The 21,880-nt window shown below is 52.0% G+C and carries 24 protein-coding genes; 14 read left to right on the top strand and 10 right to left on the bottom strand.

Annotated features, from left to right (window positions below; all coding sequences use genetic code 11):
- Nucleotides 1–53: 53 nt before the first annotated feature.
- The 4 genes from mutS to ACYVHB_RS21320 are packed head-to-tail and all read left to right on the top strand — an operon-like array spanning nucleotide 54 to nucleotide 3,946.
- Nucleotides 54–2,699: a DNA mismatch repair protein MutS gene (gene mutS, locus ACYVHB_RS21305; protein WP_461053813.1), complete on the top strand. Its 2,646-nt coding sequence runs from the start codon at nucleotides 54–56 to the stop codon at nucleotides 2,697–2,699.
- Nucleotides 2,700–2,733: 34 nt separating this feature from the next.
- The gene (locus tag ACYVHB_RS21310) at nucleotides 2,734–2,940 is read left to right on the top strand and encodes a hypothetical protein (RefSeq protein WP_461053814.1); all 207 of its coding nucleotides are present in this window, start codon (nucleotides 2,734–2,736) and stop codon (nucleotides 2,938–2,940) included.
- Between the two features lie 37 nt (nucleotides 2,941–2,977).
- Nucleotides 2,978–3,481: a Rad52/Rad22 family DNA repair protein gene (locus tag ACYVHB_RS21315; protein ID WP_461053815.1), complete on the top strand. Its 504-nt coding sequence runs from the start codon at nucleotides 2,978–2,980 to the stop codon at nucleotides 3,479–3,481.
- Nucleotides 3,482–3,526: 45 nt separating this feature from the next.
- Nucleotides 3,527–3,946 carry a hypothetical protein gene (locus ACYVHB_RS21320; protein WP_461053816.1) on the top strand — a complete coding sequence of 140 codons (420 nt, stop codon included), beginning with the start codon at nucleotides 3,527–3,529 and terminating at the stop codon, nucleotides 3,944–3,946.
- A gap of 98 nt (nucleotides 3,947–4,044) precedes the next feature.
- On the opposite strand, the gene ACYVHB_RS21325 is transcribed toward ACYVHB_RS21320, so the two are convergent.
- Nucleotides 4,045–4,254, bottom strand: a complete 210-nt coding sequence (locus tag ACYVHB_RS21325) for a heavy-metal-associated domain-containing protein (protein ID WP_461053817.1) — start codon at nucleotides 4,252–4,254, stop codon at nucleotides 4,045–4,047.
- A gap of 37 nt (nucleotides 4,255–4,291) precedes the next feature.
- Nucleotides 4,292–6,586: a heavy metal translocating P-type ATPase gene (locus ACYVHB_RS21330; RefSeq protein ID WP_461053818.1), complete on the bottom strand. Its 2,295-nt coding sequence runs from the start codon at nucleotides 6,584–6,586 to the stop codon at nucleotides 4,292–4,294.
- A gap of 245 nt (nucleotides 6,587–6,831) precedes the next feature.
- Between ACYVHB_RS21330 and ACYVHB_RS21335 the strand changes: the two genes are divergently transcribed.
- Nucleotides 6,832–8,868: a S9 family peptidase gene (locus ACYVHB_RS21335; RefSeq protein ID WP_461053819.1), complete on the top strand. Its 2,037-nt coding sequence runs from the start codon at nucleotides 6,832–6,834 to the stop codon at nucleotides 8,866–8,868.
- Nucleotides 8,869–9,045: 177 nt separating this feature from the next.
- Here ACYVHB_RS21335 and ACYVHB_RS21340 read toward each other — a convergent pair whose 3' ends face one another.
- Both ACYVHB_RS21340 and ACYVHB_RS21345 read right to left on the bottom strand, forming a co-directional pair.
- Complete coding sequence (locus ACYVHB_RS21340; protein WP_461053820.1) at nucleotides 9,046–9,765, bottom strand: DUF4292 domain-containing protein; 720 nt, start codon at nucleotides 9,763–9,765, stop codon at nucleotides 9,046–9,048.
- Nucleotides 9,766–9,841: 76 nt separating this feature from the next.
- Nucleotides 9,842–10,975, bottom strand: coding sequence for a hypothetical protein (locus ACYVHB_RS21345; protein ID WP_461053821.1), 1,134 nt, complete (start codon nucleotides 10,973–10,975; stop codon nucleotides 9,842–9,844).
- A 179-nt stretch (nucleotides 10,976–11,154) separates the two neighbouring features.
- On the opposite strand from ACYVHB_RS21345, the gene ACYVHB_RS21350 reads away from it, so the two are divergent.
- From ACYVHB_RS21350 to ACYVHB_RS21370, 5 genes are read left to right on the top strand one after another with little or no spacing between them, the layout of a single operon-like run.
- Nucleotides 11,155–12,375, top strand: coding sequence for a nucleoside permease (locus ACYVHB_RS21350; RefSeq protein WP_461053822.1), 1,221 nt, complete (start codon nucleotides 11,155–11,157; stop codon nucleotides 12,373–12,375).
- A gap of 23 nt (nucleotides 12,376–12,398) precedes the next feature.
- Nucleotides 12,399–12,596, top strand: coding sequence for a hypothetical protein (locus ACYVHB_RS21355; RefSeq protein WP_461053823.1), 198 nt, complete (start codon nucleotides 12,399–12,401; stop codon nucleotides 12,594–12,596).
- Nucleotides 12,587–13,075, top strand: coding sequence for a DUF6036 family nucleotidyltransferase (locus ACYVHB_RS21360; protein WP_461053824.1), 489 nt, complete (start codon nucleotides 12,587–12,589; stop codon nucleotides 13,073–13,075). Before ACYVHB_RS21355 ends, ACYVHB_RS21360 begins: the two co-directional genes overlap by 10 nt.
- Nucleotides 13,076–13,101: 26 nt before the next feature.
- On the top strand, nucleotides 13,102–13,866 hold the full coding sequence (locus ACYVHB_RS21365) for an exodeoxyribonuclease III (RefSeq protein ID WP_461053825.1): 765 nt from the start codon (nucleotides 13,102–13,104) through the stop codon (nucleotides 13,864–13,866).
- Nucleotides 13,867–13,870: 4 nt separating this feature from the next.
- Nucleotides 13,871–14,488: a pseudouridine synthase gene (locus tag ACYVHB_RS21370; RefSeq protein ID WP_461053826.1), complete on the top strand. Its 618-nt coding sequence runs from the start codon at nucleotides 13,871–13,873 to the stop codon at nucleotides 14,486–14,488.
- A gap of 107 nt (nucleotides 14,489–14,595) precedes the next feature.
- Here the strand turns inward: ACYVHB_RS21370 and ACYVHB_RS21375 are convergent, their stop codons facing one another.
- Entirely contained in the window at nucleotides 14,596–14,757 is a 162-nt protein-coding gene (locus tag ACYVHB_RS21375) for a methyltransferase domain-containing protein (RefSeq protein WP_461053899.1), read from the bottom strand.
- A 161-nt stretch (nucleotides 14,758–14,918) separates the two neighbouring features.
- Here ACYVHB_RS21375 and ACYVHB_RS21380 point away from each other — a divergent pair, with 161 nt between their 5' ends.
- From ACYVHB_RS21380 to ACYVHB_RS21395, 4 genes are read left to right on the top strand one after another with little or no spacing between them, the layout of a single operon-like run.
- Nucleotides 14,919–15,764: a helix-turn-helix domain-containing protein gene (locus ACYVHB_RS21380; RefSeq protein ID WP_461053827.1), complete on the top strand. Its 846-nt coding sequence runs from the start codon at nucleotides 14,919–14,921 to the stop codon at nucleotides 15,762–15,764.
- A gap of 58 nt (nucleotides 15,765–15,822) precedes the next feature.
- The gene (locus ACYVHB_RS21385) at nucleotides 15,823–16,362 is read left to right on the top strand and encodes a cupin domain-containing protein (RefSeq protein WP_461053828.1); all 540 of its coding nucleotides are present in this window, start codon (nucleotides 15,823–15,825) and stop codon (nucleotides 16,360–16,362) included.
- A gap of 30 nt (nucleotides 16,363–16,392) precedes the next feature.
- Entirely contained in the window at nucleotides 16,393–17,148 is a 756-nt protein-coding gene (locus ACYVHB_RS21390; RefSeq protein ID WP_461053829.1) for an SDR family NAD(P)-dependent oxidoreductase, read from the top strand.
- A 32-nt stretch (nucleotides 17,149–17,180) separates the two neighbouring features.
- Nucleotides 17,181–17,654 carry an ester cyclase gene (locus ACYVHB_RS21395; protein ID WP_461053830.1) on the top strand — a complete coding sequence of 158 codons (474 nt, stop codon included), beginning with the start codon at nucleotides 17,181–17,183 and terminating at the stop codon, nucleotides 17,652–17,654.
- 81 nt (nucleotides 17,655–17,735) lie between these two features.
- Here the strand turns inward: ACYVHB_RS21395 and ACYVHB_RS21400 are convergent, their stop codons facing one another.
- From ACYVHB_RS21400 to ACYVHB_RS21420, 5 genes are all read right to left on the bottom strand, one after another.
- Nucleotides 17,736–18,560: a helix-turn-helix domain-containing protein gene (locus ACYVHB_RS21400; protein WP_461053831.1), complete on the bottom strand. Its 825-nt coding sequence runs from the start codon at nucleotides 18,558–18,560 to the stop codon at nucleotides 17,736–17,738.
- Entirely contained in the window at nucleotides 18,557–19,360 is an 804-nt protein-coding gene (locus tag ACYVHB_RS21405; RefSeq protein ID WP_461053832.1) for an alpha/beta fold hydrolase, read from the bottom strand. Before ACYVHB_RS21405 ends, ACYVHB_RS21400 begins: the two co-directional genes overlap by 4 nt.
- 125 nt (nucleotides 19,361–19,485) lie before the next feature.
- A complete protein-coding gene (locus ACYVHB_RS21410; protein ID WP_461053833.1) occupies nucleotides 19,486–20,061 on the bottom strand; it encodes a cupin domain-containing protein in 576 nt (191 codons plus the stop codon).
- A 95-nt stretch (nucleotides 20,062–20,156) separates the two neighbouring features.
- Nucleotides 20,157–20,984 carry a helix-turn-helix domain-containing protein gene (locus ACYVHB_RS21415; RefSeq protein WP_461053834.1) on the bottom strand — a complete coding sequence of 276 codons (828 nt, stop codon included), beginning with the start codon at nucleotides 20,982–20,984 and terminating at the stop codon, nucleotides 20,157–20,159.
- A gap of 104 nt (nucleotides 20,985–21,088) precedes the next feature.
- Nucleotides 21,089–21,739, bottom strand: a complete 651-nt coding sequence (locus ACYVHB_RS21420; RefSeq protein WP_461053835.1) for a hypothetical protein — start codon at nucleotides 21,737–21,739, stop codon at nucleotides 21,089–21,091.
- Nucleotides 21,740–21,880: the final 141 nt, after the last annotated feature.

A 21,880-nucleotide genomic window follows, 5' to 3' on the forward strand; every position in this document is an offset into this window, starting at 1 on the left:
CATTCTTCGCTGATTTTTCTGTATTTTTGTTTAAATCAGCATACACATAACCAGTGAAGACAGCCACCGCAGCGAAGCCTCAACAGAAGAAGAACGAAACGCCCCTTAACCGCCAATATAACCAGATAAAGGCTAAATATCCCGGTGCGTTACTGCTCTTCCGCGTCGGTGATTTCTATGAAACCTTCGGCGAAGATGCCGTCCGGGCCAGCAAGATTCTGGGTATCACCCTCACTAAACGCAACAACGGCGGCTCGAACGAAGAATTAGCCGGTTTCCCGCATCACTCCCTTGATACGCACTTACCTAAGCTCGTCCGGGCCGGTGAGCGCGTGGCCATCTGCGACCAGCTCGAAGATCCCGCCCTGGCGAAGGGTATTGTCCGGCGGGGCGTGACCGAGTTGGTAACGCCCGGTGTGTCGTTCAACGATAACGTGCTCGACACCCGGCGCAACAATTACCTCGCGGCTATTCACTTTGGTAAAACCGACGATGCGTTCGGGGTGTCGTTTCTGGATATTTCGACGGGTGAATTTCTGGCTTCGCAGGGCAACGGAGCCTACGTTGATAAACTGCTGCAAAGTTTCAACCCGTCGGAGGTGCTCTACTGCAAGCGCAACCGGCAGGAGTTCGGTGCGTTGTTCGGCGATAAGTTTCACACGTATACCCTCGAAGACTGGGCCTTCACGTATGATTTCGGCTATAACTTCCTGAAGCAGCATTTCCAGACGACTTCGCTGAAAGGCTTCGGCATTGAAGGCCTGCCCGATGGGATTATTGCGGCCGGGGTGATTCTGCATTACCTCAACGAGACTGAACATAAAGACCTTCAGCACATTACACGCGTTACGCGGCTTGAAGAAGACCGCTACGTCTGGCTCGACCGCTTCACCATTCGCAACCTCGAACTGACAGCCGCCCAGCAGGAGGGGGGCGTTCCGCTGATTCAGATTCTCGACCAGACCGTAACACCAATGGGCGCACGGCTGCTCAGGAAGTGGCTCAACCTGCCGCTTAAGGAGAAAGCCCTGATCGACGAACGGCTCAATATGGTCAGTCTGCTCACCGACGACATTGATCTGGCCGACGCGATGGTGGGGCACCTGCGGCAGATTGGTGATCTCGAACGGTTGGTTTCCAAAGTGGCTGTTCGGCGCATCAGCCCCCGCGAGTTGCTGCAACTGAAGCGGTCACTGCAACATATTCTGCCTATCAAGGAGTCGCTGATTACGGCCCTGAGTCATACCGAATCACCTTCGTTAAAGAAGTACGCCGATCAGCTCAACCCCGTTTCGTTTCTAATAGACCGGATCGAAGCTGAACTGCGCGAAGATCCACCGGCACTGTCTAACCAAGGTGGTATGATTAAGGTCGGTATCGATGCGGAGCTGGACGAACTGACCGCCATTGCCTATTCGGGGAAAGATTACCTGATTCAGTTGCAGGAACGCGAAGTGCAGCGAACGGGCATCAGCTCGCTTAAAGTGGCGTATAATAAAGTGTTTGGCTACTATTTAGAGGTGACCCACGCGCACAAAACGAGAGTGCCCGATGACTGGATCAGGAAACAGACGCTGGTGAACGCCGAACGCTACATCACGCCCGAACTAAAGGAATACGAAGATAAAATTTTGAACGCCGAGGAGCAGATTTTCCAGATCGAAGCCCGGATGTTCAACGAGATGATTATTGCGGCCGGGGAGTATGTGGGTGCTATCCAGCAGAACGCGCGGGTGCTGTCGGTGCTGGACGTGCTGGCGTCGTTTGCGCGGGTGGCGGTCAAAAACAAGTACGTCCGGCCCCAAATCAACGAAAGTAAGGTGCTGAACATCAAGGACGGTCGGCATCCGGTGATTGAGCAGCAATTGCCCCCCGGCGAACCCTACATCCCGAACGATATTTATTTAGACGACGAAACCCAGCAGATCATCATCATCACCGGGCCGAACATGGCGGGCAAATCGGCTCTGCTGCGTCAAACGGCCCTGATTGTGCTGATGGCGCAGTCAGGCAGTTTCGTGCCTGCTTCATCGGCGGAGATCGGTTTGGTCGACAAGATTTTCACCCGCGTGGGGGCCAGCGATAACCTGTCGCGGGGCGAAAGTACGTTTATGGTTGAGATGACCGAAACGGCCAGTATCCTCAATAACCTCAGCGAACGGAGTCTCGTGCTGATGGACGAAATCGGGCGCGGCACCAGCACCTACGATGGCGTTTCGATTGCCTGGTCCATCACCGAATACCTGCACAACAAAACCGACTGCCGCCCCAAAACGCTGTTCGCCACGCATTACCACGAACTGAACGACCTGGCCACGGATAATCACCGAATCAAAAATTACAACGTGTCGGTAAAGGAACTGGGCAACAAAGTCATTTTTCTGCGCAAACTGAAAGAAGGCGGCTCGGAACATAGTTTTGGCATTCACGTGGCGCAGATGGCCGGGATGCCCGCTCAAATTGTGACGCGGGCGGCTGAGATTCTGAAGCAACTTGAATCGTCACGCGAGCGGGAAACGAACAAAGAGAAAATTCGGGACGCGGTGCCGCAGGAACGGGAACTGGCGCTGCGCATTATCGAATCCGGCGACCCCAAATCCGAAGCCATCAAGGAGAAACTACGCGCCATCGACGTAAATCGGCTAACGCCCATCGAAGCATTACTGAAGCTGAACGAGTTGCTGAAAATGGCCGAGTAGTCGATTTTTTGTAACAGGGTAATAAATTTCAATCATGAACAAGGTCTTTCAACCACAATACATCACCGACGAGCAGGGCCAGCGCGTCTCGGTGGTACTGCCGATTCAACAGCGGCAACAGGTGCTGGATGAATTGGTTGAACTTGATGATATTCGGCTTTTTGATGAAGTAAAGGCCCGCAAAGAGCCAACCATTTCGCTGGCTGAGTACAGGCAAAAACGGCAGCGGGCAAATGGCTGATCCTAATGAGAATTGAATAGTAAACAATAAACAACGAATGGAATTAACCGCGTTAACCGCCCCCCTCACTACCCAAGAAATTGAATGGCGGGTGCAGAGCCAGACCAAAGACGGCCAGAAGATCATTGTCGTGCCGTACATCACAAATCGCAGTGTTATGCAACGGTTCGACGATCAGTTCGGATGGGCGGGCTGGCAGAACGAAATCAAGGAAATTGACGGTGGTTTTCTGTGCACGATCACGGCGGTTCTGCCCGGCGGTGAAATCGTCCGAAAAACTGACGGAGCCAGCCGCACCAATGTCGAGCCGGTGAAGGGCGGTATCAGCGACGCCATGAAACGGTGCGCCGTACAGTTTGGGCTGGGCCGGGCACTCTACGATTTCCCCAAAGTATTCATCGAGACGACCGACAAGTATATTCCCAATTGGGCGACGCCATTATTAGATAAAATGGTCGACAAGATCAACGCGGGTGGCGTCGTTCGCGATGTGGTGGTGCTGAAGCCGGAACATGCGAAGCCAGCAACAAAAACGGCTTAAACAAGACAGGATTTCACCGGTTAGCCATTATTCTCTTTTTTCCTCATGAAAGCACTTCTTATTACGCTGGCTGGCTGGTTTTTACTAAATACGTCTGCTCAGGCTCAGAGCAAAACTGCTTTCACGGTTGCCTCTTCTAAAACGACAAACGACATTGTTGGTGTTTGGGCGTTCGCTGACAATATGGGTCAGGCGGCTTCGACGGATAAAAAGATAAAGATTATCCTCGATAAACACTGGATGTTTTCTCAGCCCGATCCGACAACGAACGTGACGCTGTTTCACCACGGCGGCACCTATCTGCTGGATGGGAATAACTACGCCGAAACGATTGAGTATGCCAATGAATCGACGGGTGGATTGCTCAATCAAACATTCAGGTATGAGATTGAGATCAAAAGCGATACGATGACGTTGAGGGGGGGTGGTAATCCCTGGAATGAGGTTTGGAAACGGATCAAATAGGTAAGCGAACATCAGCGACGCCGGATGATAAAAAATAAAAAGCGACCGGTACTGACGTCAGTGCCGGTCGCTTTTTATGAACAACGTAGTTTTAGTAACTACACCATTTCGGCTTTATAGCCCGCCGTTTCTACGGCTTTCTTCACCGTTTCGGCGTCGGCTTCGTTGGCTTGCACAGTTAATGTCCGGTTCGGGTCTTTGAGGTCAACATCCCAACGGTCGATGCTCGACACGGCGTTGAGATGGGGTGTTACCGCAGCGACGCAGTTGCCGCATTTGATATTAGTTTTGAATTTGAACGTGTTCATAATCAGGTAAGTTTTGGGTGTTTTTGGTGAGTGAACGTTATAAATTAACCGACCGCAGCCGCAAACTGTTCGTCACGACGGACACCGAACTAAGCGCCATCGCAGCCCCAGCGATCATGGGGTTGAGCAGGAAGCCAAACGCTGGGTAAAGCACTCCAGCCGCAATGGGAATCCCGATCAGGTTGTAGATAAACGCCCAGAACAGGTTTTGCCGGATCGTCTGCACCGTCCGGCGGGAAAGCTGTAGCGCACGGGGAACGGACGTCAGATCCGACGTGATGAGTGTGACCTGAGCGACGTCGATGGCAATGTCGGAGCCGCGCCCCATGGCAATGCTCAAATCGGCCTGAGCCAGTGCCTGAGCGTCGTTAATGCCGTCACCGACCATCGCCACCACTTGCCCATCCGCTTGTAACTGGCTCACGAAATGGGCTTTGCCGGCGGGCAGCACGTCGGCTTTGACGTTCGTAATACCCACCTGCCGGGCAACGGCTTCGGCGGTGCGGGCGTTGTCGCCGGTGAGCATGTAAACGGCAATATTCTGACTTTGCAACTGGGCGACGGCCTGCCGCGATGTCATTTTAACTCGGTCGGCGATGGCCAATGCGGCCAGAACCTGCGTTTCGCTCAGGAAGTAAATAACCGTTTTTGCGTCGGTTTGCCACTGCTCAGTTCGTTCGCTCAGCGCACTGGTCACGGTCAATCCGCGCCCATCAACTACTGTTCGGTTGCCGACCCAGAACCGCTCGCCGTTGTGGGTGGCGGTGATGCCCTGCCCGGTCATACTATCGAACCCACTCAGCGGAACGTGCTCCACAGACTGCGCTGACAAGGCCCGCACGACGGCTTCGGCTAAGGGGTGCTCCGACTGTGCTTCCATCGACAGTAACACGGATTGGTACATATTCCGCTGCGCTGGTTCAACCGTCCAGAACCAGTCTGTTACGTCGGGTTTGCCTTCGGTGATGGTGCCGGTTTTGTCGAGCACGACGGCCGTCACCTGCCGACCGCGCTCCAGACTTTCGGCGTCTTTGATGAGAATATTGTTCTCCGCGCCTTTGCCAACACCAACCATGATGGCGGTGGGCGTTGCTAATCCAAGCGCACACGGGCAGGCAATTACGAGCACCGTTACGGCCGCCAGGAGACCCTGCGCGAACGCGTTGTCCCCCGCTCCGGTGTTCCCCCCGAATGTGATCCAGATCACCATCGTCAGCAGCGCAATGCCAAGCACAACGGGTACAAACACCCCGGCAACCCGGTCGACTACCTGCTGAATGGGGGCTTTGCTGCCCTGGGCCTCCTGCACCCGCCGGATAATCTGCGCCAGCACGGTATGACTGCCAACCTGTTCGGCCGTAAACTGAAAATTGCCTTTTTGGTTGATGGTCCCGGCGAAAACCCGGTCGCCGGTTTGCTTAGCGATGGACACCGGCTCGCCCGAAATCATGCTCTCATCCACGAACGATTGCCCGGTCAGCACCCGCCCATCGACCGGAATGCGCTCGCCTGGCCGCACGATAACGGTTTGGCCGATGGACACCTGTGCGGCTGGTACGTCCTGCTCCACACTGTCGATTAATACTCGCACCGTTTTGGGTTGTAGTCCAATCAGTTTTTTAATGGCCGAGCCGGTGTTCGATTTGGCCCGTTCTTCGAGAAATTTACCCAATAGAATAAACGCGATGACCACAGCCGCTGCCTCGAAGTACACATGAGCAACCAGGCCCTGACGTGTCCAGAATTCCGGATAGATCGTATTAAACGTGCTGAAAACGAACGCGATACCTGTCGATAGCGCAACGAGCGTGTCCATGTTAGCCCGCCCGTGACGCGCTTGTTTGTAAGCGTTGACGAAGAATTGCCGTCCAAACCCGAACACTACCGGTGCCGTCAGAAGCAGCATCGTCCAGTTCAGCAGGGTGTGATTAACCGCCAAAAAGGGCATTATAACCATGCCCAGCAACACGACGATACTGGCCAGCACCGAGGCTCCAGTGGTCTGGCGTTTCAGGCTTTCGTAGCGTCGCTGCTGGGATGCCTCCTGTTGCTGCCGGGCTTCGTCTTCGTCCTCAATAACGAGATCGTAGCCAATCGACTGCACGGTTTGGCGGAGCGCTTCGGGATTCGTAGCCGTTGGATCATACTCGATCCAGGCCGACTGATTGGCGTAGTTAACGCCCGCGTCCTGGACCCCGTCCGTTGCCTTGAGCATGGATTCGACGCTGACGGCGCAGGCCGCACAGCTCATTTCCAGCACCGGAAACGTCTTTTTTATGCGTTGTTGCCCGGTTTTCTGTTGCCGCACCGGAACGGTCTTTGTTGCTTCCATAGGTTAACAAACAAGAGCAATGTATGCCCTGTATGTACACAACAAAAGTAACGCCATTGGGGTGCAACGGCGTTACAGAATCTGGACTGGGTTGTGCAGGATTTGTTAGTGATGGCGTCACTCACTCCGTTACTACCTAATGTTAAAATTTCCTGACCGCACACTATGGAGACTTGACATTTGTAAATGGCTTGGATAACTTGTTGACCATTCGACACATATAAACCGAAAACTACCCGATTCATATGAAAAAACTATTCCTGCTCACAGGGCTGTGCGTTTGCCTGCTGCCCATCGTCAAAGCACAAACCAGCGGCTGGACACCCGCCAGCATGATCGCGTATAAACGGGTGACGAACCCGGTTATCTCGCCCGATGGCAAACTTGTCGCCTACGTCGTGAGCAACGCCCGCATGGACGCCGATAACTCGGACTTTCTGGCCCACATTTACCTCGCCAGTACCGATGGTAAACAGAATTACCAGTTCACGTTCGGCGAAAAGTCGTGTAACAAACCGCAGTTCTCGCCCGATGGGCAGTTCCTGTCGTTTACGTCGACGCGGGGCAAAGACGGTAAGGCTCAGTTGTATCTGCTCCGGCTGACGGGGGGCGATGCTGAACCCATCACGACCCAGAAAAACAGCATCAGCGATTACGCCTGGTCGCCCGACAGCAAGCGAATTGCCTTCAGCACCACCGACGCCCGTGCCGATGAAAAAGAGCGGAAGGAACGAAAAGACTGGGATGTAGTCGATGAATTTCAGAACGCTCACCTCTACGCGCTGACGCTGACCAAGAACGACAAAGGTACGTACCCCGTAAAACAGCTTACCAAAGGTGCGTTTCACATTGCGGGCTTCGACTGGTCGCCGGATGGCCGGACGCTGGCGTTCACGCGGCAGAACACGCCCTCGGCCAACGCCTGGACCACCTCAACCATCGCCACCGTGTCGGCCGACAGTGGGGCCGTGAAGGTGCTCATCAGCGAAAAAGGAGCCGCCAGTCAGCCTACGTATTCGCCCGATGGCAAGTGGCTGGCCTACGATTCGGACGGGGGCAAAACAAGCTGGATGCAGCAAAGCAACGTCTACGTCATGCCCGCGCAGGGTGGGAGCGGGGCCAAACGCCTGTCGAACACCCCCGACGAGAGTCCGACCATTATTGGCTGGTCGCCCGACAGCCGGAGTGTCATCGTGAGTGAAGCCTACCGTACCACCTCCGCCATGTATGCCCTGCCCGCCGATGGCAGCCCGGTGAAGAAACTAAACACGCTACCGATGGGCGTGTACGCAAGCCCCGACCTCAACCGTCGGGGCGACGTGGCGTATCTCTACCAAACTCCCGAAACGCCCATCGACGTTTACGCAGCAAGCCTGACAAACATGGCGGGCCGCAAACTGACCGACATTCACGCGGGCTACATGACGGGCAAGAAACTAACCAAGACAGAAGTAATTTCGTGGAAGGCCAAAGACGGCAAATACGATATTGACGGATTACTGACCTACCCGGCGAATTATCAGGCCGGGAAAAAATATCCGATGGTGCTCAACGTCCACGGTGGCCCGACGGGGGTCTTTGTCCAGAGCTATACGGGCGCTGGTTCGCCTTACCCCATTCAGGCGCTGGCACAGCAGGGCTATTTTGTGCTACGACCCAACCCGCGCGGCAGTGGTGGCTATGGGGCCGAGTTTCGCCGGGCCAACTACCGCGACTGGGGCAACAATGACTACGAAGACCTGATGGCGGGCGTTGACAAAGTGATTCAAATGGGCATGGCGCACCCCGATAGTCTGGTGGAAACGGGCTGGAGCTACGGCGGTTACATGACGTCCACGATTATTACCAAAACCAACCGGTTCAAAGCGGTAATGGCCGGGGCACCCGTCACGAACTTGATGAGTTTCAACGGTACGGCCGACATTGCTGATTTCCTGCCGAGTTATTTTGGCGGTGAGTTCTGGGACGACCCGCAAACCTACGCCGAACACTCGCCCATCTTCGCCATCAAAAACGCCAAGACGCCCACCCTTATCATTCACGGTTTAGCCGACGACCGGGTGCCGCCCGAGCAGGGTTTCCAACTCCACCGCGCCCTGCAACGGTTGGGCGTAAAGACTCAGATGGTGACGTACCCGCGCCAGCCGCACGGATTTGTAGAGCCGAAATTCATCCAAAACGTTGGGGAGCGGGTTATCGATTGGTTCAACAGCAACCTCGGCCGCAAGGCACCACCCCTGTACCGGGACTTGACGGCAACAGCGTTGTCGGCTGGTAAATAATTAAACTCAGACAGAATAGAACGCAGATTTTTATGATGGTTATGATTCAAACTATTGATAATCATAACCATCATAAAAATTTGCGTTCCAATTTATCCGGGTACCTGTATGCAAACACAAAAAAGCGGCCCCAAATCAATGGAAGCCGCTTTTCTGCTTTCGATAAAAACGAATTTCTTACTTTGGCTTATTGAAAATAGTTGGATCAATCGCTGAGTTGAACGTAACTTTTTTCAGCTTGGTCGTAACCGTGCCGGGCATCATTGGAGCCGTAATGTCGCTGGTGAAGGGCACCATAATGCCTTCTACTTCTTTGTAATCCGAATATTTACCGGTTGTCTCCACTTTTTGTCCCTGCACATCAACTGCACCTTTAAAGCCAAGTAACTGATACGTGGCGGCATCGATGAAGTAGTTGAATGCGCCCTCCGGGCGGGTCACTTTGAGGTTGTAAACGTCCTTGTCGTTCTGCTTTTCCTTGCCGACCAGTTCGTAGGGATACTTATTGGTCTTCAAATAAGCTAATTGAAACATGTTGGGTTCGGTCGTACTTTTGGCCATTTTCATGGCCTCGGCGGGCATGTCCTGCGCCGTTGTGCCACCCGACATCGGATTGACGGTCCAGCCTTTATCGCCGTCAATGACGTTAGTGATCTGCTGGCCCATAACGGAAACATCATTCCGGACGGATTTGCCCACCACGTAGGCGGCCTTCGATGTGATATCCATGCCCTGAACCGACATGGTTTGCTCGTATTCCATTGTTTTGATAGCGGCAATCTTATCCGCCCCGCCCAATGCCGTTACGTGTTTGGTGAGTACTTCGTCGGCCGTCTGCGCAAACGAAAACGCCGGTACGGCCACGAGCGCCACGAGCGTAATGAGTTGTTTTTTCATGAGAGAGTTAGTTGGAAATTCTCCTAAAGATAACGAACGGGTAAGTGGATATAGTCTTGCTCACCCCAAAACAGGTTCATCTGATGTGGCGGCTGTCCATCTGGTGCTTTTCCAAACTCTGCACCAATTCGTCCGCTAATCGGAGGTATCGTTTGCCGTCGCCCGTGTCATACCCATTCCTGATTAGCCCCTCGGCTTCTTTAGCAGCTTCGTCGGGCTGATCTAAAAAGTAATATAGGGTAGCGAGGTTGTAGAAGGCCGAATACCGCATCTTGACATCAGTTTTGTCGTTGCCGGGGTATTTGGCCTTAAGTTCGTTAAAATAGTCCATGACCGGACGCAGGTTTTGCGCTAATTGCTCGGGCGATTCGGTGGCGGTCATCGCGGGCATCAATGTTTTCACCGCCTTGATCGCTTCCTGCTGAATGGGGTATTCGGGGTGTTTCCGGGAGTCCAGAATCCACAAAAACTCCTGCGATTTCACCGGGACGTAGCCGTACCAATTGTTTGCCTGCTCATTGATGGTGCGCAATGCATCGTTGATGTAGTTGGTAATCAGCTCGTTCTGGATGGAGCGCTGGTTGCGCTCAAAATACTGCGTGGCGTCGACCGACGATTGGTATTCTTTGGTTGAATACGTGATTTTGTCGGGGAAATTCTGCCGCGTAATTTCCGTTTGATAGGCCGATGGATTCGTGGCCTGACTACCGGCAATCGTTTGCAGGAATCGGTTAGGCTGCGCGGGTGGATTAGTTCTGGCCTGACGCACCTCCCCCGTTTTGGGGCCGTATAGTTGGAACCGCCCAGTTGTGCTGTAAGTGGCCGTCAGCGTATACAGGTTCACTTTTATGGGTTTGCCGTCTTTGTCTTTACCGTCGTTCTGGCGGGTTTTCATCTCGGTCTTTTCAATGCGCAGATCGTTCACGGTGAACGTGATACCCACCGCCGGGTTATTATCAACCTTCTGAAAACCCGCTATGTTGATGTTGTCGTAGATGGCTTGTTCAGAAAATGTCCGGCGAATGTTGCCCCCCAGGCCAACGCGTATGCCGACGGTACGGTCGTCGGGCTGAACGTACTCGCGGGGAAGTTTGATGTAGTTGACGTCGAAGTAGAAACGGTCGAGGTCAACTTTTTGGCCTAAACCAGCCGTAGTTACCAGGAGGAATACGATGATGACCAAAAGAGGGGTGCCTTTGTTGGTAAACATAGAGTGGAAAGTAGGGAAGGGCGAAACGGAAACCCACAAACGTAAAGACATTCGTACCGGTCTCAAAATCAACGGCTCAATTGTTCGTAAACGGCTATGCCGAATGATCTCCCGATGCCGAGTTGCACTGATGGCGTCGATTTTATACCTTCAGCGTTCAATTTAACCGGACAAGCCCAATGCTGACCACGACCCGTGTCAAACTGTCTGCCATGATGTTCCTCCAGTTTTTTATGTGGGGAGCCTGGTACGGCCAAATGAGTAAATACCTGCTGACTCAACTCAACGCGTCCGGCGATCAGGTTGGCAACGCCTACGCGGCTTTTTCGCTCGCCATGATCATTGCGCCGTTCTTCGTCGGCATGATCGCTGACCGGTATTTTGCCGCCCAGAAAGTCCTCGGCGTGCTCAACCTGCTGGGTGCCGTGGTGCTGTATTTCATCACGCAGAACACCAACCCCGACAATTTCTTCTACCTGATTCTGGCCTACTGCATCACCTTCGCGCCGACGCTGGCCCTGACGTCGTCCATTGCGCTCCAACAAATGACCACGCCCGAGAAGGAGTTTCCGGGTATCCGGGTGCTGGGTACGGTGGCCTGGATCGTGGTCACGAACATTGTTGGCTACTACGGTTTTGGCGATCAGGTAACGATTTTTCAGTTGGCCATGTATTCGGCCGTGGCGTTGGGCCTGTTCTCGTTCATGCTGCCCAACACGCCCCCCAAAGCCACGGCATCAACGTCGGTGGCGCAGATTTTGGGACTGGATGCCTTCAAACTGTTCAAAGACCGCTCGTTCGCTATTTTCTTTTTATCGTCGGTGCTGATCTGCATTCCGCTTTCGTTTTATTACGCCATGGCTAACCCGTCGCTGACGGATGGCGGTATGCAGAACGTCGAGAATAAAATGTCGCTGGGGCAGGCATCGGAAGTGATTTTTATGCTGCTCATCCCTGTGGCGTACAGCCGGTTGGGCGTTAAAAAAATGCTGATTGTGGGCCTGGTCGCCTGGATTGTCCGCTTCATCTGCTTCGGTTACGGCGATGTCTCATCCGAGTGGCTGCTTTATATTGCGATCATTCTGCACGGCGTCTGCTATGATTTCTTTTTCGTGACGGGCCAGATTTATACCGACAACAAAGCGGGCGAAAAAATAAAATCCTCGGCGCAGGGTCTGATTTCACTCGCTACATATGGTCTCGGCATGGGCATCGGCTCCAAGCTGTCGGGCATGGTGCTCGACATGTACACCCGCCCCGATGGCACGAAAGACTGGCTGTCGGTCTGGCTCGTTCCGGCGGGTATTGCGGCTGTGGTGCTGATCGTATTCGTGCTGCTCTTCACCGACAAAAAGAAAGTTGTGCCAACCGAGGGCGAATTAGTGACGGGACCGTTGTAGCTGGTATATATTATTCTCAAACTATGGAGAAGAAACGACGAATTACGTTCTATACTGACCTGAACGGGCCGCACCAGGATCAGGTTCGGGAGCAGGTTGCCATGACACCCGAAGAGCGGTGGCAGGTGTTCCAACGAATGAAACGCAGGCACTACTACTTATTTGGCAACCCTAAAAAACGGGCCGGACGAATTGTAATCGAGACCCCATCATGGATGTAGGTGATGATGGTTTTGTTCAGTTTGTCGTAGCGGCCGACGCGAACAAGCTCGAATACATGCTTATTGGCGGTATGGCACTTATCCTAAACGGTGGCATACGGTACACGGAAGACGCCGATGTGTGGATGGAGCCTTCCAATGAGAATCGTAACCGATTAATGCGTGTGCTTAGAGAAGTGGGTTTTACCGATGATGAACTAATCGCGCTTGAAACCGCTGACTTCACGCAACCCCAGATTATTCGCTTAGAGGAACAGATCGATATTCTGACAAGGGTGCATTTTCGGTTCAACTATAGGGAGTGTCGCGAACGGGCAAATTCCTTTGTCATGCCAGATGGTCAAACGATCTACTTTCTTCACATCAACGATCTGCGCGAAACAAAAATACTGGCCCGCCGTACCAAAGACCTGAGTGATGTCATAATGATTGACGAGATTATCGAGGAAGTGCGAAAACAGGGTAAATCACCAGACTGAGCACAACTCGCGCGTTTCTTTTCCGTATGCAACTCATTTCCTACAACATCAACGGTATCCGGGCGGCTATCCGTAACGGCCTGACCGACTGGCTTGCGCAACACGAATTCGATATTCTCTGCTTCCAGGAAGTAAAAGCTACGCACGACGTGGTAGACCTGAAGCCGTTCGAGGAGTTGGGGTACGCGTATCACTGGCACGCGGCCGAAAAGAAAGGCTATTCTGGTGTCGCCACGTTTTCGCGCGTAGCTCCGACCAACGTGGTGCTGGGCTGCGGGTTAGCCGTGTACGACTGCGAGGGACGCATCCTGCGCACTGACTTCGGCGACCTGACCCTGCTCAACTGCTACTTTCCCTCCGGCACAACGGGCGAAGTACGGCAGGGCGTTAAAATGGAATTTCTGCGTGATTTCTACGCGTACGTACAGGACCTGCGCCAAACCCGCCCGAACCTGATTGTGGTGGGTGATTATAACGTTGCCCACAACGCCATCGACATTCACGACCCCGTCCGCAACAAGAACACGACTGGTTTCCTGCCCGATGAACGGGCCTGGATGGACCGCTGGTTTGCGAGTGATATGACCGATGCCTTTCGCTACAAACACCCCGACGAGACAGGGTATAGCTGGTGGAGTTATCGGGCAGGTGCCCGCAGTGGCAACAAAGGCTGGCGCATCGACTACGCCTGCGTGACGGACACCCTCCGCGACCGAATTATTGACTGCAGGATGCTACCCAACGCCGTCCACGCCGATCACTGCCCGGTTTGGCTGTCGTTAACCGACTGAACACTTGAGTACGCTGCGCTATTTTCTCATTTACAAACCTTACGGTATGCTTTCCCAATTCTCACCGGGCCACGAAAGGCAGGAAGGTGATAAACTGACGCTGGCTGATCTGGATTTCGATTTTCCCGGCGACGTATATCCCGTTGGGCGGCTCGACGCCGACAGCGAGGGACTGCTGCTGCTTACCAGCGACAAACAACTGAATCACCGTTTGTTAAACCCCAAATTCCGTCACCACCGAACCTACTACGTGCAGGTGGAAGGAAAGCTGACTGAGGAAGCCTGTCGTCAGTTGAGCGAAGGCGTCACTATTTCGCTCGATGGAAAACCGTACCACACGCTTCCCGCCGATGCCCGGCCGCTGGTGTCTGAACCTGCCCTGCCCGCCCGCAATCCGCCCATCCGTTATCGGGCCAGTATTCCAACGTCCTGGTTAGCCATCTCACTCCATGAAGGCAAAAACCGGCAGGTACGCAAAATGACGGCCGCCGTGGGTTTTCCCACGCTCCGGCTCGTGCGCTGGGCCATTGAGAGTCATACTGCTGGGGGAATGGCACCCGGCAACGTCCATGAAGTGAGCAGGGCGGAGGTGATGCGTGGGCTACAAATAAAAGCAGTTTAGCTCCTAACCGGACGTTCGAGTGCGCTAATCCTATTGTTTTTCGGCGACCAGATACAACCCATTTCCTAAGCTTTAAGCACCATCAAACGGTGGCCTAAACGTAGTGGTCAATGTACCGCCCTGAATAACCTCGACGGGAAGTTGTTCGGCCGCTCCTGCTCTTTCAACATCGTTAGAAATTCGGCGCATATATCGAGGCCCATTGGGTGAAAACCCCGTTTTGCCAGTTCAACCGTGTGCCGCCCATTTCCACACTGAATGTCGAGCAGTGAAGCGCCGGGTTGAACGTTTAGCGTCCAGGTTGATTATTCGGTACAAACACAAGAAACAAACGAGTACTTCCGAACGGTTCTCATCATCCGTTCCGTAAACTCACCCACTTGTTAATCAGAGCTTTAACTTATATTAGGCAGAAAAAAGGTTTGTCGTTATGATTTACCAGATTATTCAGCCACACCCCGCACTGAAGCCCTTCGTAAAAGAGTACATGCTTGTCCATTTCAATTTTAAAGGGCTGGCTGGCGAACAACCTTCCAGGCTGCTGGAGGCCCGCGCCGAACAAAGCATTATTCTGTATCCAAGTGGTCTGTTCACCAAAGTAAACCCGGTTTTGGATAAACGGCTGGCCATTCCGCACACGATTGTGCAGGGTCAGCTATTGACCGGTTGGTATCATCATTACCCGGAAGATTTCAAGTTTGTCAAAATCATCTTTCAACCGGGCGGGCTTTTCCACTTGCTGGGTCAGATACCGTCAACGCACTTTACCGATGCTGTAACCGATGCAGAGAGTGTATTGGGAACGGAAATGACTGAAATTATTCAGCAGTTGATGAACACCGAACAGTACCCGGAAATGATTCGGGTAACCGATACGTATCTGCTCGCTAAGTTCGGCAAACTGAAACTACGCATTGAACCCATCGACCGGATAAACCATTTGCTTCGCGGCACAGCTACCGCGTTCGGTTTAGACTATCTGGCCGACCAGGCCTGCCTGAGTTATCGCCAGTTTGAGCGAAAATTTAAAGAACGGAATGGGGTTAGCCCCAAATTATTCGTTCGGATCGCCCGGTTTAACCGCGCGTACACGATGAAAGAAAAAAATCCGACGAAAGACTGGCTCGACGTCGCCATCTCGTGCGGGTATTCCGACTATCAGCACATGGTCAAGGATTTCAAACAGTTTGCCGGGGTCACGCCCGTGGCTATGCTGGAAGCCCATGCCAAACGTCCCGAAAAAGTGCTTGGCTTACACAACGATGTCGTTTTTTGACCACTGAGAACGCGTTGCCTGGCATAGTTTTGCTACCACAAAGCAAACACTACATCGCATGAAAACTCAAGTCCATTCCGACACAGTCGATACGGAATTCCCTTCCGTTCAGCCGGTTGATTCAACGACCAGTACGCCAACGAAACCCTTTGTGCTACGGGAAACAGAAGCACGTCCTGATGGCGTTTATCACCTGCTGGGTATGGATAAGTACCTGAAAATTTCGGGTAAGGATACTAACGGCCAGTTATCGCTTTTCTTCGGTTACTACGTCAAAAGCGACAGTGCACCCCTGCACGTGCACTACGAAGAAGACGAAGAATTCTACATTCTCGACGGGGAGGTACTGTTTCAGGTGGGTACTGAGCGATACACGCTCCAGTCGGGGGATATAATCTTTTTACCCAGAAATATACCGCATACCTACCTCGTGCTCAGCGAGACCGCCAAAATGTTGTTCATGATCCAGCCGAGCGGTAAATCGGAGGCTTTTTTCCGAAAAATGTCGCAGCTCGACAGCCCGGTTTCGCCCGAAGAATTTGGAGAAATCTTTCAGGCACATGATTTGGGGCTGGTCGGGCCGCCGTTGACCTTATAAGAACGAGTATATACAACACGATCTACAACGATGAGACTAAAAGATAGAGTAGCCATTGTCACGGGAGCGGCCCGTGGCATCGGCCAAGAATATTGTCTGGCCTTGGCGCGAGAGGGCGCCCACGTTGTGGCCGTTGACATCCTATCCTGTGCGGACAGCGTTGCTCAAGTACAAAAAGCCGGTGGGCAGGCTCTGGAGATTACAACCGATGTCTCGGACGCCCAGCGTACCCAGGCTATGGCGGCTCAAGTCGTAGAACGATACGGCCGGATCGATATCTTAGTCAATAATGCGGCCCTTATCCCTAAACTCACCGCTTTTGATCAGATTCTGGAAGCCGAATGGGATCAGGTAATGGCCGTCAATTTGAAGGGCATGTGGCTTTGTTGCAAAGCCGTTGTGCCTACGATGCGGCATCAGGGCAAAGGCAAGATTATCAACATCTCCTCGGACACCATCTGGGCCGGAACCCCAATGCTCCTGCCTTATGTCTCCTCGAAAGGGGCTATCCTGGCGTTCACCCGTGCCTTAGCCCGCGAACTGTCGGGCACAGGCATCAACGTGAACGGCATCACACCTGGCCTGACGCTGACTGAGGGCGTCCAGCAAATGGCCGACCCGGAAACGGTAGCCTATATTCAGACGATCACGGTTGAGCAACAAATTATTAAGCGCCAGGAAGAACCAACCGATCTATCGGGGACGATTGTGTTTCTGGCCTCCGATGAGAGCGACTTCATTACCGGCCAGACAATTAATGTGGACGGAGGGGCCACCCACCATTAACTCAATCAGCATTCACTAAACACCCACTGGCTATGAAAACTACACTGTTGTCGACACTCCTATTCCTAGGCTTCGTTCAGATTTCTCACGCTCAAACACCGGAAAGCAATAAGCAGGTTATGAGCCGGTATTTTGAGGAAGTCATCAATAAGCAAAAGCCAGAACGGCTAACTGAGTTTATTTCAGAAGATTATGTCTATTATGATCTGGGCAATTTTACCGGATCGCAAGGTCTTCAAGAGTTAAAGGCCATCTATCCTGTATTTTTCAAAGCCTTCCCAGATGTTCACTTCACGGTTGAAAACATGATAGCCGAGGGCGATAAGATTTTTGTCCAAAACACGTTTACCGCTACGCACAAAGCGGAGTTTGCGGGCTTTCCGGCTACCAATAACAAGGTTAAGATCACAGAAATGTATTTCGTGACGCTGAAAAACAGTAAGATGATCGAGGTTCGTCGGTTGATTGATATGGCTAATTTCACGAAGCAACTTTCCGGCAAGTAGCTGCCTTCAGGTAAAACGCAGGCTAAAAGGATTTTTATTCCTTCACGTTCAGCAAGCCCGCATCTTATACCACCACGCCGTTCACAGATTCATGATAATCTCCGGTCGCTGGGCGTACTCTTTCAGGATGATGTTTGGCGTAACGTTGGTAAACTGCTTAAAATCCTTTGCCAGATGGTTATAATCCGTATAGCCAAATTGAACGGCCACCGTCAGCCAGTCAACTGTTGGATGTTTTTCCTTGTAATCAAATACCTGGAAGAATCGACTGATACGGCTGTATAGCTTGGGACCGATGCCGATCCGTTCGTTGAAGAGTCGTTCAAACTGACGCGGACTTACATTCGCCTGATTGGCTAACCAGTCCAGCGAAAACGGCGTTGGATTATGGAGCAACAATGTACCAATTCGGTCGATGGGATGTGCGTCAATTCGGATGGTTCTGAGTTTTCGAAGCAGATACACTTCGGCTCGCTCAATTATCTCATTATACGTGTAGGCATTGGCAATCTGGTCGTTCACCGACTGTAATTCAGGATGGATGATTGACTCGGCATCGCAAAACTGGGAGGTGAGTTCGTTACTCGAAAAGCCTAATAGCCGATGCATAGCTCCCGGCTGAAAAACAACCATCAGCATCAAGAAATCCGGCTCTTGGTAGGTAAGAAAATTTCGCCTTGACACATGCTGCCCAAATAACGCGTTATGGGCAATTTTTTCTGATTTGCCCGTCAGTGGATTATGGGACTCAATATGACCCCGTGCGAAAAACACGAGTGCCTGCTCAATTCGGGCTGGATAGGGCTTCATTAGGTTACCATCCGGCATGTAGTCAAAATGAAACAACAGGTAGTTCCTGACGTACGGTTGCAGTACCGGACAGGGAAGTATTTCCTGATAAATCATAGCTCAGCAAGAATAGCCACCAGTTTTTCCGGCATCGAAAAGAATGGTGAATGACTACTGGCTAAAGTATACAATTTTTGGCAAGGCACATTCTGAACTAAACTGCTCTTGTCCAGATCTTTAGCCTGCGTGCAAAGAATATAAACTTTCGGAATAGCGCCGTAACGGGCATCCGTTACGTTTACGGGCGTACCTAAGCACGCCATCGGCTGCGGACCTACATGCGCTTTGGCAAATGCTACGTCGTCGGCAGAACAATCGTGGTAAAACAATTGGCCAACCATATCCGGCTTAATTACCGAAGTTTTTTTATCGTCCGAGAGGATCAGGCTTTCGGTTACCGACGGACCTGATTCTGGTTTGCCAGCAGCCTTATTCTGCTCTCCAGCTTTCCCCGCCAACGCAAATACGGATTCGCCATTTTTAGGCATAAAGGCATCCAGAAACACCAGTTTTGATACTTTCTCTTTACCCAATACTTCGGCTGCCTGAGCAATGGCAACGCCCGCCATCGAATGACCAACCAGAATAACCGGACCCGTTTGGACGTTAGCTACGCTTACTATTTTTTGTACATAATCGTTGAGCGTAACACTGGCGGTTGGGGTTTTGTCGTCGCAATGACCGGGCAAATCAATCGCTAACACGCGATTCCCCTTGGCTTCCAGCAGCGGTACTACCTTTTTCCAGCACCAGGCGCCGTGCCAGCCTCCATGAATAAGAATGTACGTTTTGGTCTGGGCGTACGAGATTGTCCGAAGAAAGATCGGAATCAGGAGCAGAAGAAGTACTTTTTTCATGATTGTGGTGGTTTAATGTCCACCACAAACCTATCAGACTAATGCTGGATACGACAAGTAGAAAAACGACATCTTTTGGCATGGAGAGAAATTGATTACGCCTTATCAGTCAACGTTTTGTGGCCCTACTTCACCCCCAACGGCGGACCGACAATCGTTGAATCATACGCCTGATACAGTTTTTGCATAGCGGCCATATCCGGCGCACCTGTTTCGGGCAGCAGCTTGCCGACTTCCCGAAAAAATTCCTCCATGTTGCTGGCCGGTTGGATCGTAACCAGCAACTTACCGGGCTGGCTACTCACGCAATCGAACGTGTGGTTGACGGTGCGCGGAACAAACATCGTGTCGCCCGGTTTCAACCGCGTTTTTTCATCGCCCACCTGAAACAGAAACTCCCCTTCGAGCACGCAGAAAAACTCATCCAATTTATGATGAACGTGAAGCGGAGGGCCACCGCCGTTTCGGTTGTTGCTGCTCACAAAAATGGCCAGATCGCCGGTGGTGTCCTGGCTGAGGAGCTTGAAATCGACTGGTTCACCGGCGCACGCAATTTTTTCATTGTTGCGGGCAGCTCCATCTTTTGTGGCAATGCCTTTGGTGGGCCGATCCACAGGAGACACATCGGCAGCCGATGCATTCGATACGATCAAAGCCGACGAAGCAAAGGCGGTGTTCTGAAGGAAATGACGACGTTTCATAATTTTGATTCATTATCGGTGAAATAGACACGATTAACGAGTCAAAGTTGAGCGTTGTCGGGGCAGATTTGGTGGTAAAAAAACCGCAACTTTCGTCAGCCTAATCCCAAAATTCGTTCGGGCGCGTGGGCCTGAGCCAGCAGCAGGCTGTTGGGCGTTGCGCCCGAAAATTGTTTGAAATCTTTGACTAAATGCTGGTAGTCAGCGTAACCCGTCTGGAGGGCGATACTCAGCCAGTCGAGCGTGGGGTTTTGATCTTTTAGCAGAAAGGCTTTATGAAACCGATTGGTTCGGGCAAAAAGCTTTGGCGAAATGCCCATTTGCTGCGTAAACCGGCGTTCGAACTGACTGATGGACAAACAGGCCAGGTCGGCTAACTGGTGAATTGAATAAGCCGCTGGATTTTCGGCAAGAACCCGAATCACCCGATCAACCGGTTGAAAATCACCCTTTAGGCGTTGAATTCGTTTCCACAGATAGTCTTCAATTACTTGAACAATGGTTTCATACCGAGTGGCGTTGGCCATTCGTTCATGCACTTGGTGGATTTCGGGGTTCAGCATGGCTTCGGCATCGATGCGCTCATCAATAAAATCAGTCGTAAGCGGTAGCCGTAAGAATCTCGACAAAGCGCCGGGTTGAAAATCGACCGAAAACATCAGGTAATCGGGCGAAAGTTGAAAATCGAAGCGGGAAAGTTGCGGACCGTTAACCGACGTTTTAGCGAAAGTAGTGGACGCTCCGGTTTCGTAATTAACCGCGGTGATACAACCTCTTAAGTAGAACACGATACACTGCTGGGGCCGAACCGGAAACGGTTTTATGGGAGCCGGTACATTCTTATCGAACACAAAATGCAGCAGGCAATATTCGTTGACGAAGGCCCTCAGGTGTGGAGATGGCTGTATAAATCGATAAATCATAACCGAATCTATTCTGCATCAAGCGTTTAGTCCGGCAAAGTTTAATCAATTTTCGGGATGTAAAGTGGTAAAAAATCGGCGTCCGGTACGAACAAACAGACGCGTTAGAAAAACATCCACCAAAAAGACCTCCACTGATCGGCATTGATAACAAAGAGAAAAAACAGGTAGATCACCAGATAAGCGGGTAAGCCAATTAGATAAGGCCGGTAAATTTTGTTGTTGAATCGCTCGTAAACCAGCAGTCCGACGATGATAAGCAGGGCTAAAATCGGCCCTGGAAACCCCAAACGGCCTAAAGCAGGATTAATAAAGGGCAGTACTGTCAGCACCATAAACCGGGCATGATAACTAACCTTACGCCGGTAATAGATGGCAAGCCCATAAAACAATACGAAGAAACAGATATCAGCAATGCCGATCAGCCGTATATCGGGTTGATTCGGGGGCACGGGCGCATTTCTGATGAATCCCAGTCGCTCAAGCAAAATGATGGAAAGCACCATTAGCGCAGCAACGGCATACGAAACCTTGCCTATCGACCGGTGAAGGGCTACTTTCCGGGTGCGAATCAGGATGGGTTGCGCAATCAAAACGCCAAACCACAGCAATACCGTAATCGCGTGAACATGGAGAATAGGCGTAATATTCTTAAACTGCGGGAACAACCCGAAATAGGTTGCGTGAAACCCAGCAAACGCCATGAATAACACAGCTATAAATAGATAGCTGCTGTTTTGATACATCTTTTCCATAGGAATCAACTGGTTTGATTTTCAGCCGGTAAGGTCCAGCCCCCTATAGTGTCATAGACAAAATGCAGCAGCAGATATTCCTTTACAAAGGCTTACAGAGCCGAGTGGGGTAAAATGCGCTGGTAGATCATGGGGGAAGAT

It is taken from the genome of Spirosoma arcticum (assembly GCF_054779955.1).

What these genes read in the sequence shown, in the direction of transcription:
- ACYVHB_RS21310 (WP_461053814.1), top strand. Translation starts at nt 2,734, where the DNA reads ATGAACAAGGTCTTTCAACCACAATACATCACCGACGAGCAGGGCCAG.
- ACYVHB_RS21315 (WP_461053815.1), top strand. Translation starts at nt 2,978, where the DNA reads ATGGAATTAACCGCGTTAACCGCCCCCCTCACTACCCAAGAAATTGAA.
- ACYVHB_RS21320 (WP_461053816.1), top strand. Translation starts at nt 3,527, where the DNA reads ATGAAAGCACTTCTTATTACGCTGGCTGGCTGGTTTTTACTAAATACG.
- ACYVHB_RS21325 (WP_461053817.1), bottom strand. Translation starts at nt 4,254, where the DNA reads ATGAACACGTTCAAATTCAAAACTAATATCAAATGCGGCAACTGCGTC.
- ACYVHB_RS21330 (WP_461053818.1), bottom strand. Translation starts at nt 6,586, where the DNA reads ATGGAAGCAACAAAGACCGTTCCGGTGCGGCAACAGAAAACCGGGCAA.
- ACYVHB_RS21335 (WP_461053819.1), top strand. Translation starts at nt 6,832, where the DNA reads ATGAAAAAACTATTCCTGCTCACAGGGCTGTGCGTTTGCCTGCTGCCC.
- ACYVHB_RS21340 (WP_461053820.1), bottom strand. Translation starts at nt 9,765, where the DNA reads ATGAAAAAACAACTCATTACGCTCGTGGCGCTCGTGGCCGTACCGGCG.
- ACYVHB_RS21345 (WP_461053821.1), bottom strand. Translation starts at nt 10,975, where the DNA reads ATGTTTACCAACAAAGGCACCCCTCTTTTGGTCATCATCGTATTCCTC.
- ACYVHB_RS21350 (WP_461053822.1), top strand. Translation starts at nt 11,155, where the DNA reads ATGCTGACCACGACCCGTGTCAAACTGTCTGCCATGATGTTCCTCCAG.
- ACYVHB_RS21355 (WP_461053823.1), top strand. Translation starts at nt 12,399, where the DNA reads ATGGAGAAGAAACGACGAATTACGTTCTATACTGACCTGAACGGGCCG.
- ACYVHB_RS21360 (WP_461053824.1), top strand. Translation starts at nt 12,587, where the DNA reads ATGGATGTAGGTGATGATGGTTTTGTTCAGTTTGTCGTAGCGGCCGAC.
- ACYVHB_RS21365 (WP_461053825.1), top strand. Translation starts at nt 13,102, where the DNA reads ATGCAACTCATTTCCTACAACATCAACGGTATCCGGGCGGCTATCCGT.
- ACYVHB_RS21380 (WP_461053827.1), top strand. Translation starts at nt 14,919, where the DNA reads ATGATTTACCAGATTATTCAGCCACACCCCGCACTGAAGCCCTTCGTA.
- ACYVHB_RS21385 (WP_461053828.1), top strand. Translation starts at nt 15,823, where the DNA reads ATGAAAACTCAAGTCCATTCCGACACAGTCGATACGGAATTCCCTTCC.
- ACYVHB_RS21390 (WP_461053829.1), top strand. Translation starts at nt 16,393, where the DNA reads ATGAGACTAAAAGATAGAGTAGCCATTGTCACGGGAGCGGCCCGTGGC.
- ACYVHB_RS21395 (WP_461053830.1), top strand. Translation starts at nt 17,181, where the DNA reads ATGAAAACTACACTGTTGTCGACACTCCTATTCCTAGGCTTCGTTCAG.
- ACYVHB_RS21400 (WP_461053831.1), bottom strand. Translation starts at nt 18,560, where the DNA reads ATGATTTATCAGGAAATACTTCCCTGTCCGGTACTGCAACCGTACGTC.
- ACYVHB_RS21405 (WP_461053832.1), bottom strand. Translation starts at nt 19,360, where the DNA reads ATGAAAAAAGTACTTCTTCTGCTCCTGATTCCGATCTTTCTTCGGACA.
- ACYVHB_RS21410 (WP_461053833.1), bottom strand. Translation starts at nt 20,061, where the DNA reads ATGAAACGTCGTCATTTCCTTCAGAACACCGCCTTTGCTTCGTCGGCT.
- ACYVHB_RS21415 (WP_461053834.1), bottom strand. Translation starts at nt 20,984, where the DNA reads ATGATTTATCGATTTATACAGCCATCTCCACACCTGAGGGCCTTCGTC.
- ACYVHB_RS21420 (WP_461053835.1), bottom strand. Translation starts at nt 21,739, where the DNA reads ATGGAAAAGATGTATCAAAACAGCAGCTATCTATTTATAGCTGTGTTA.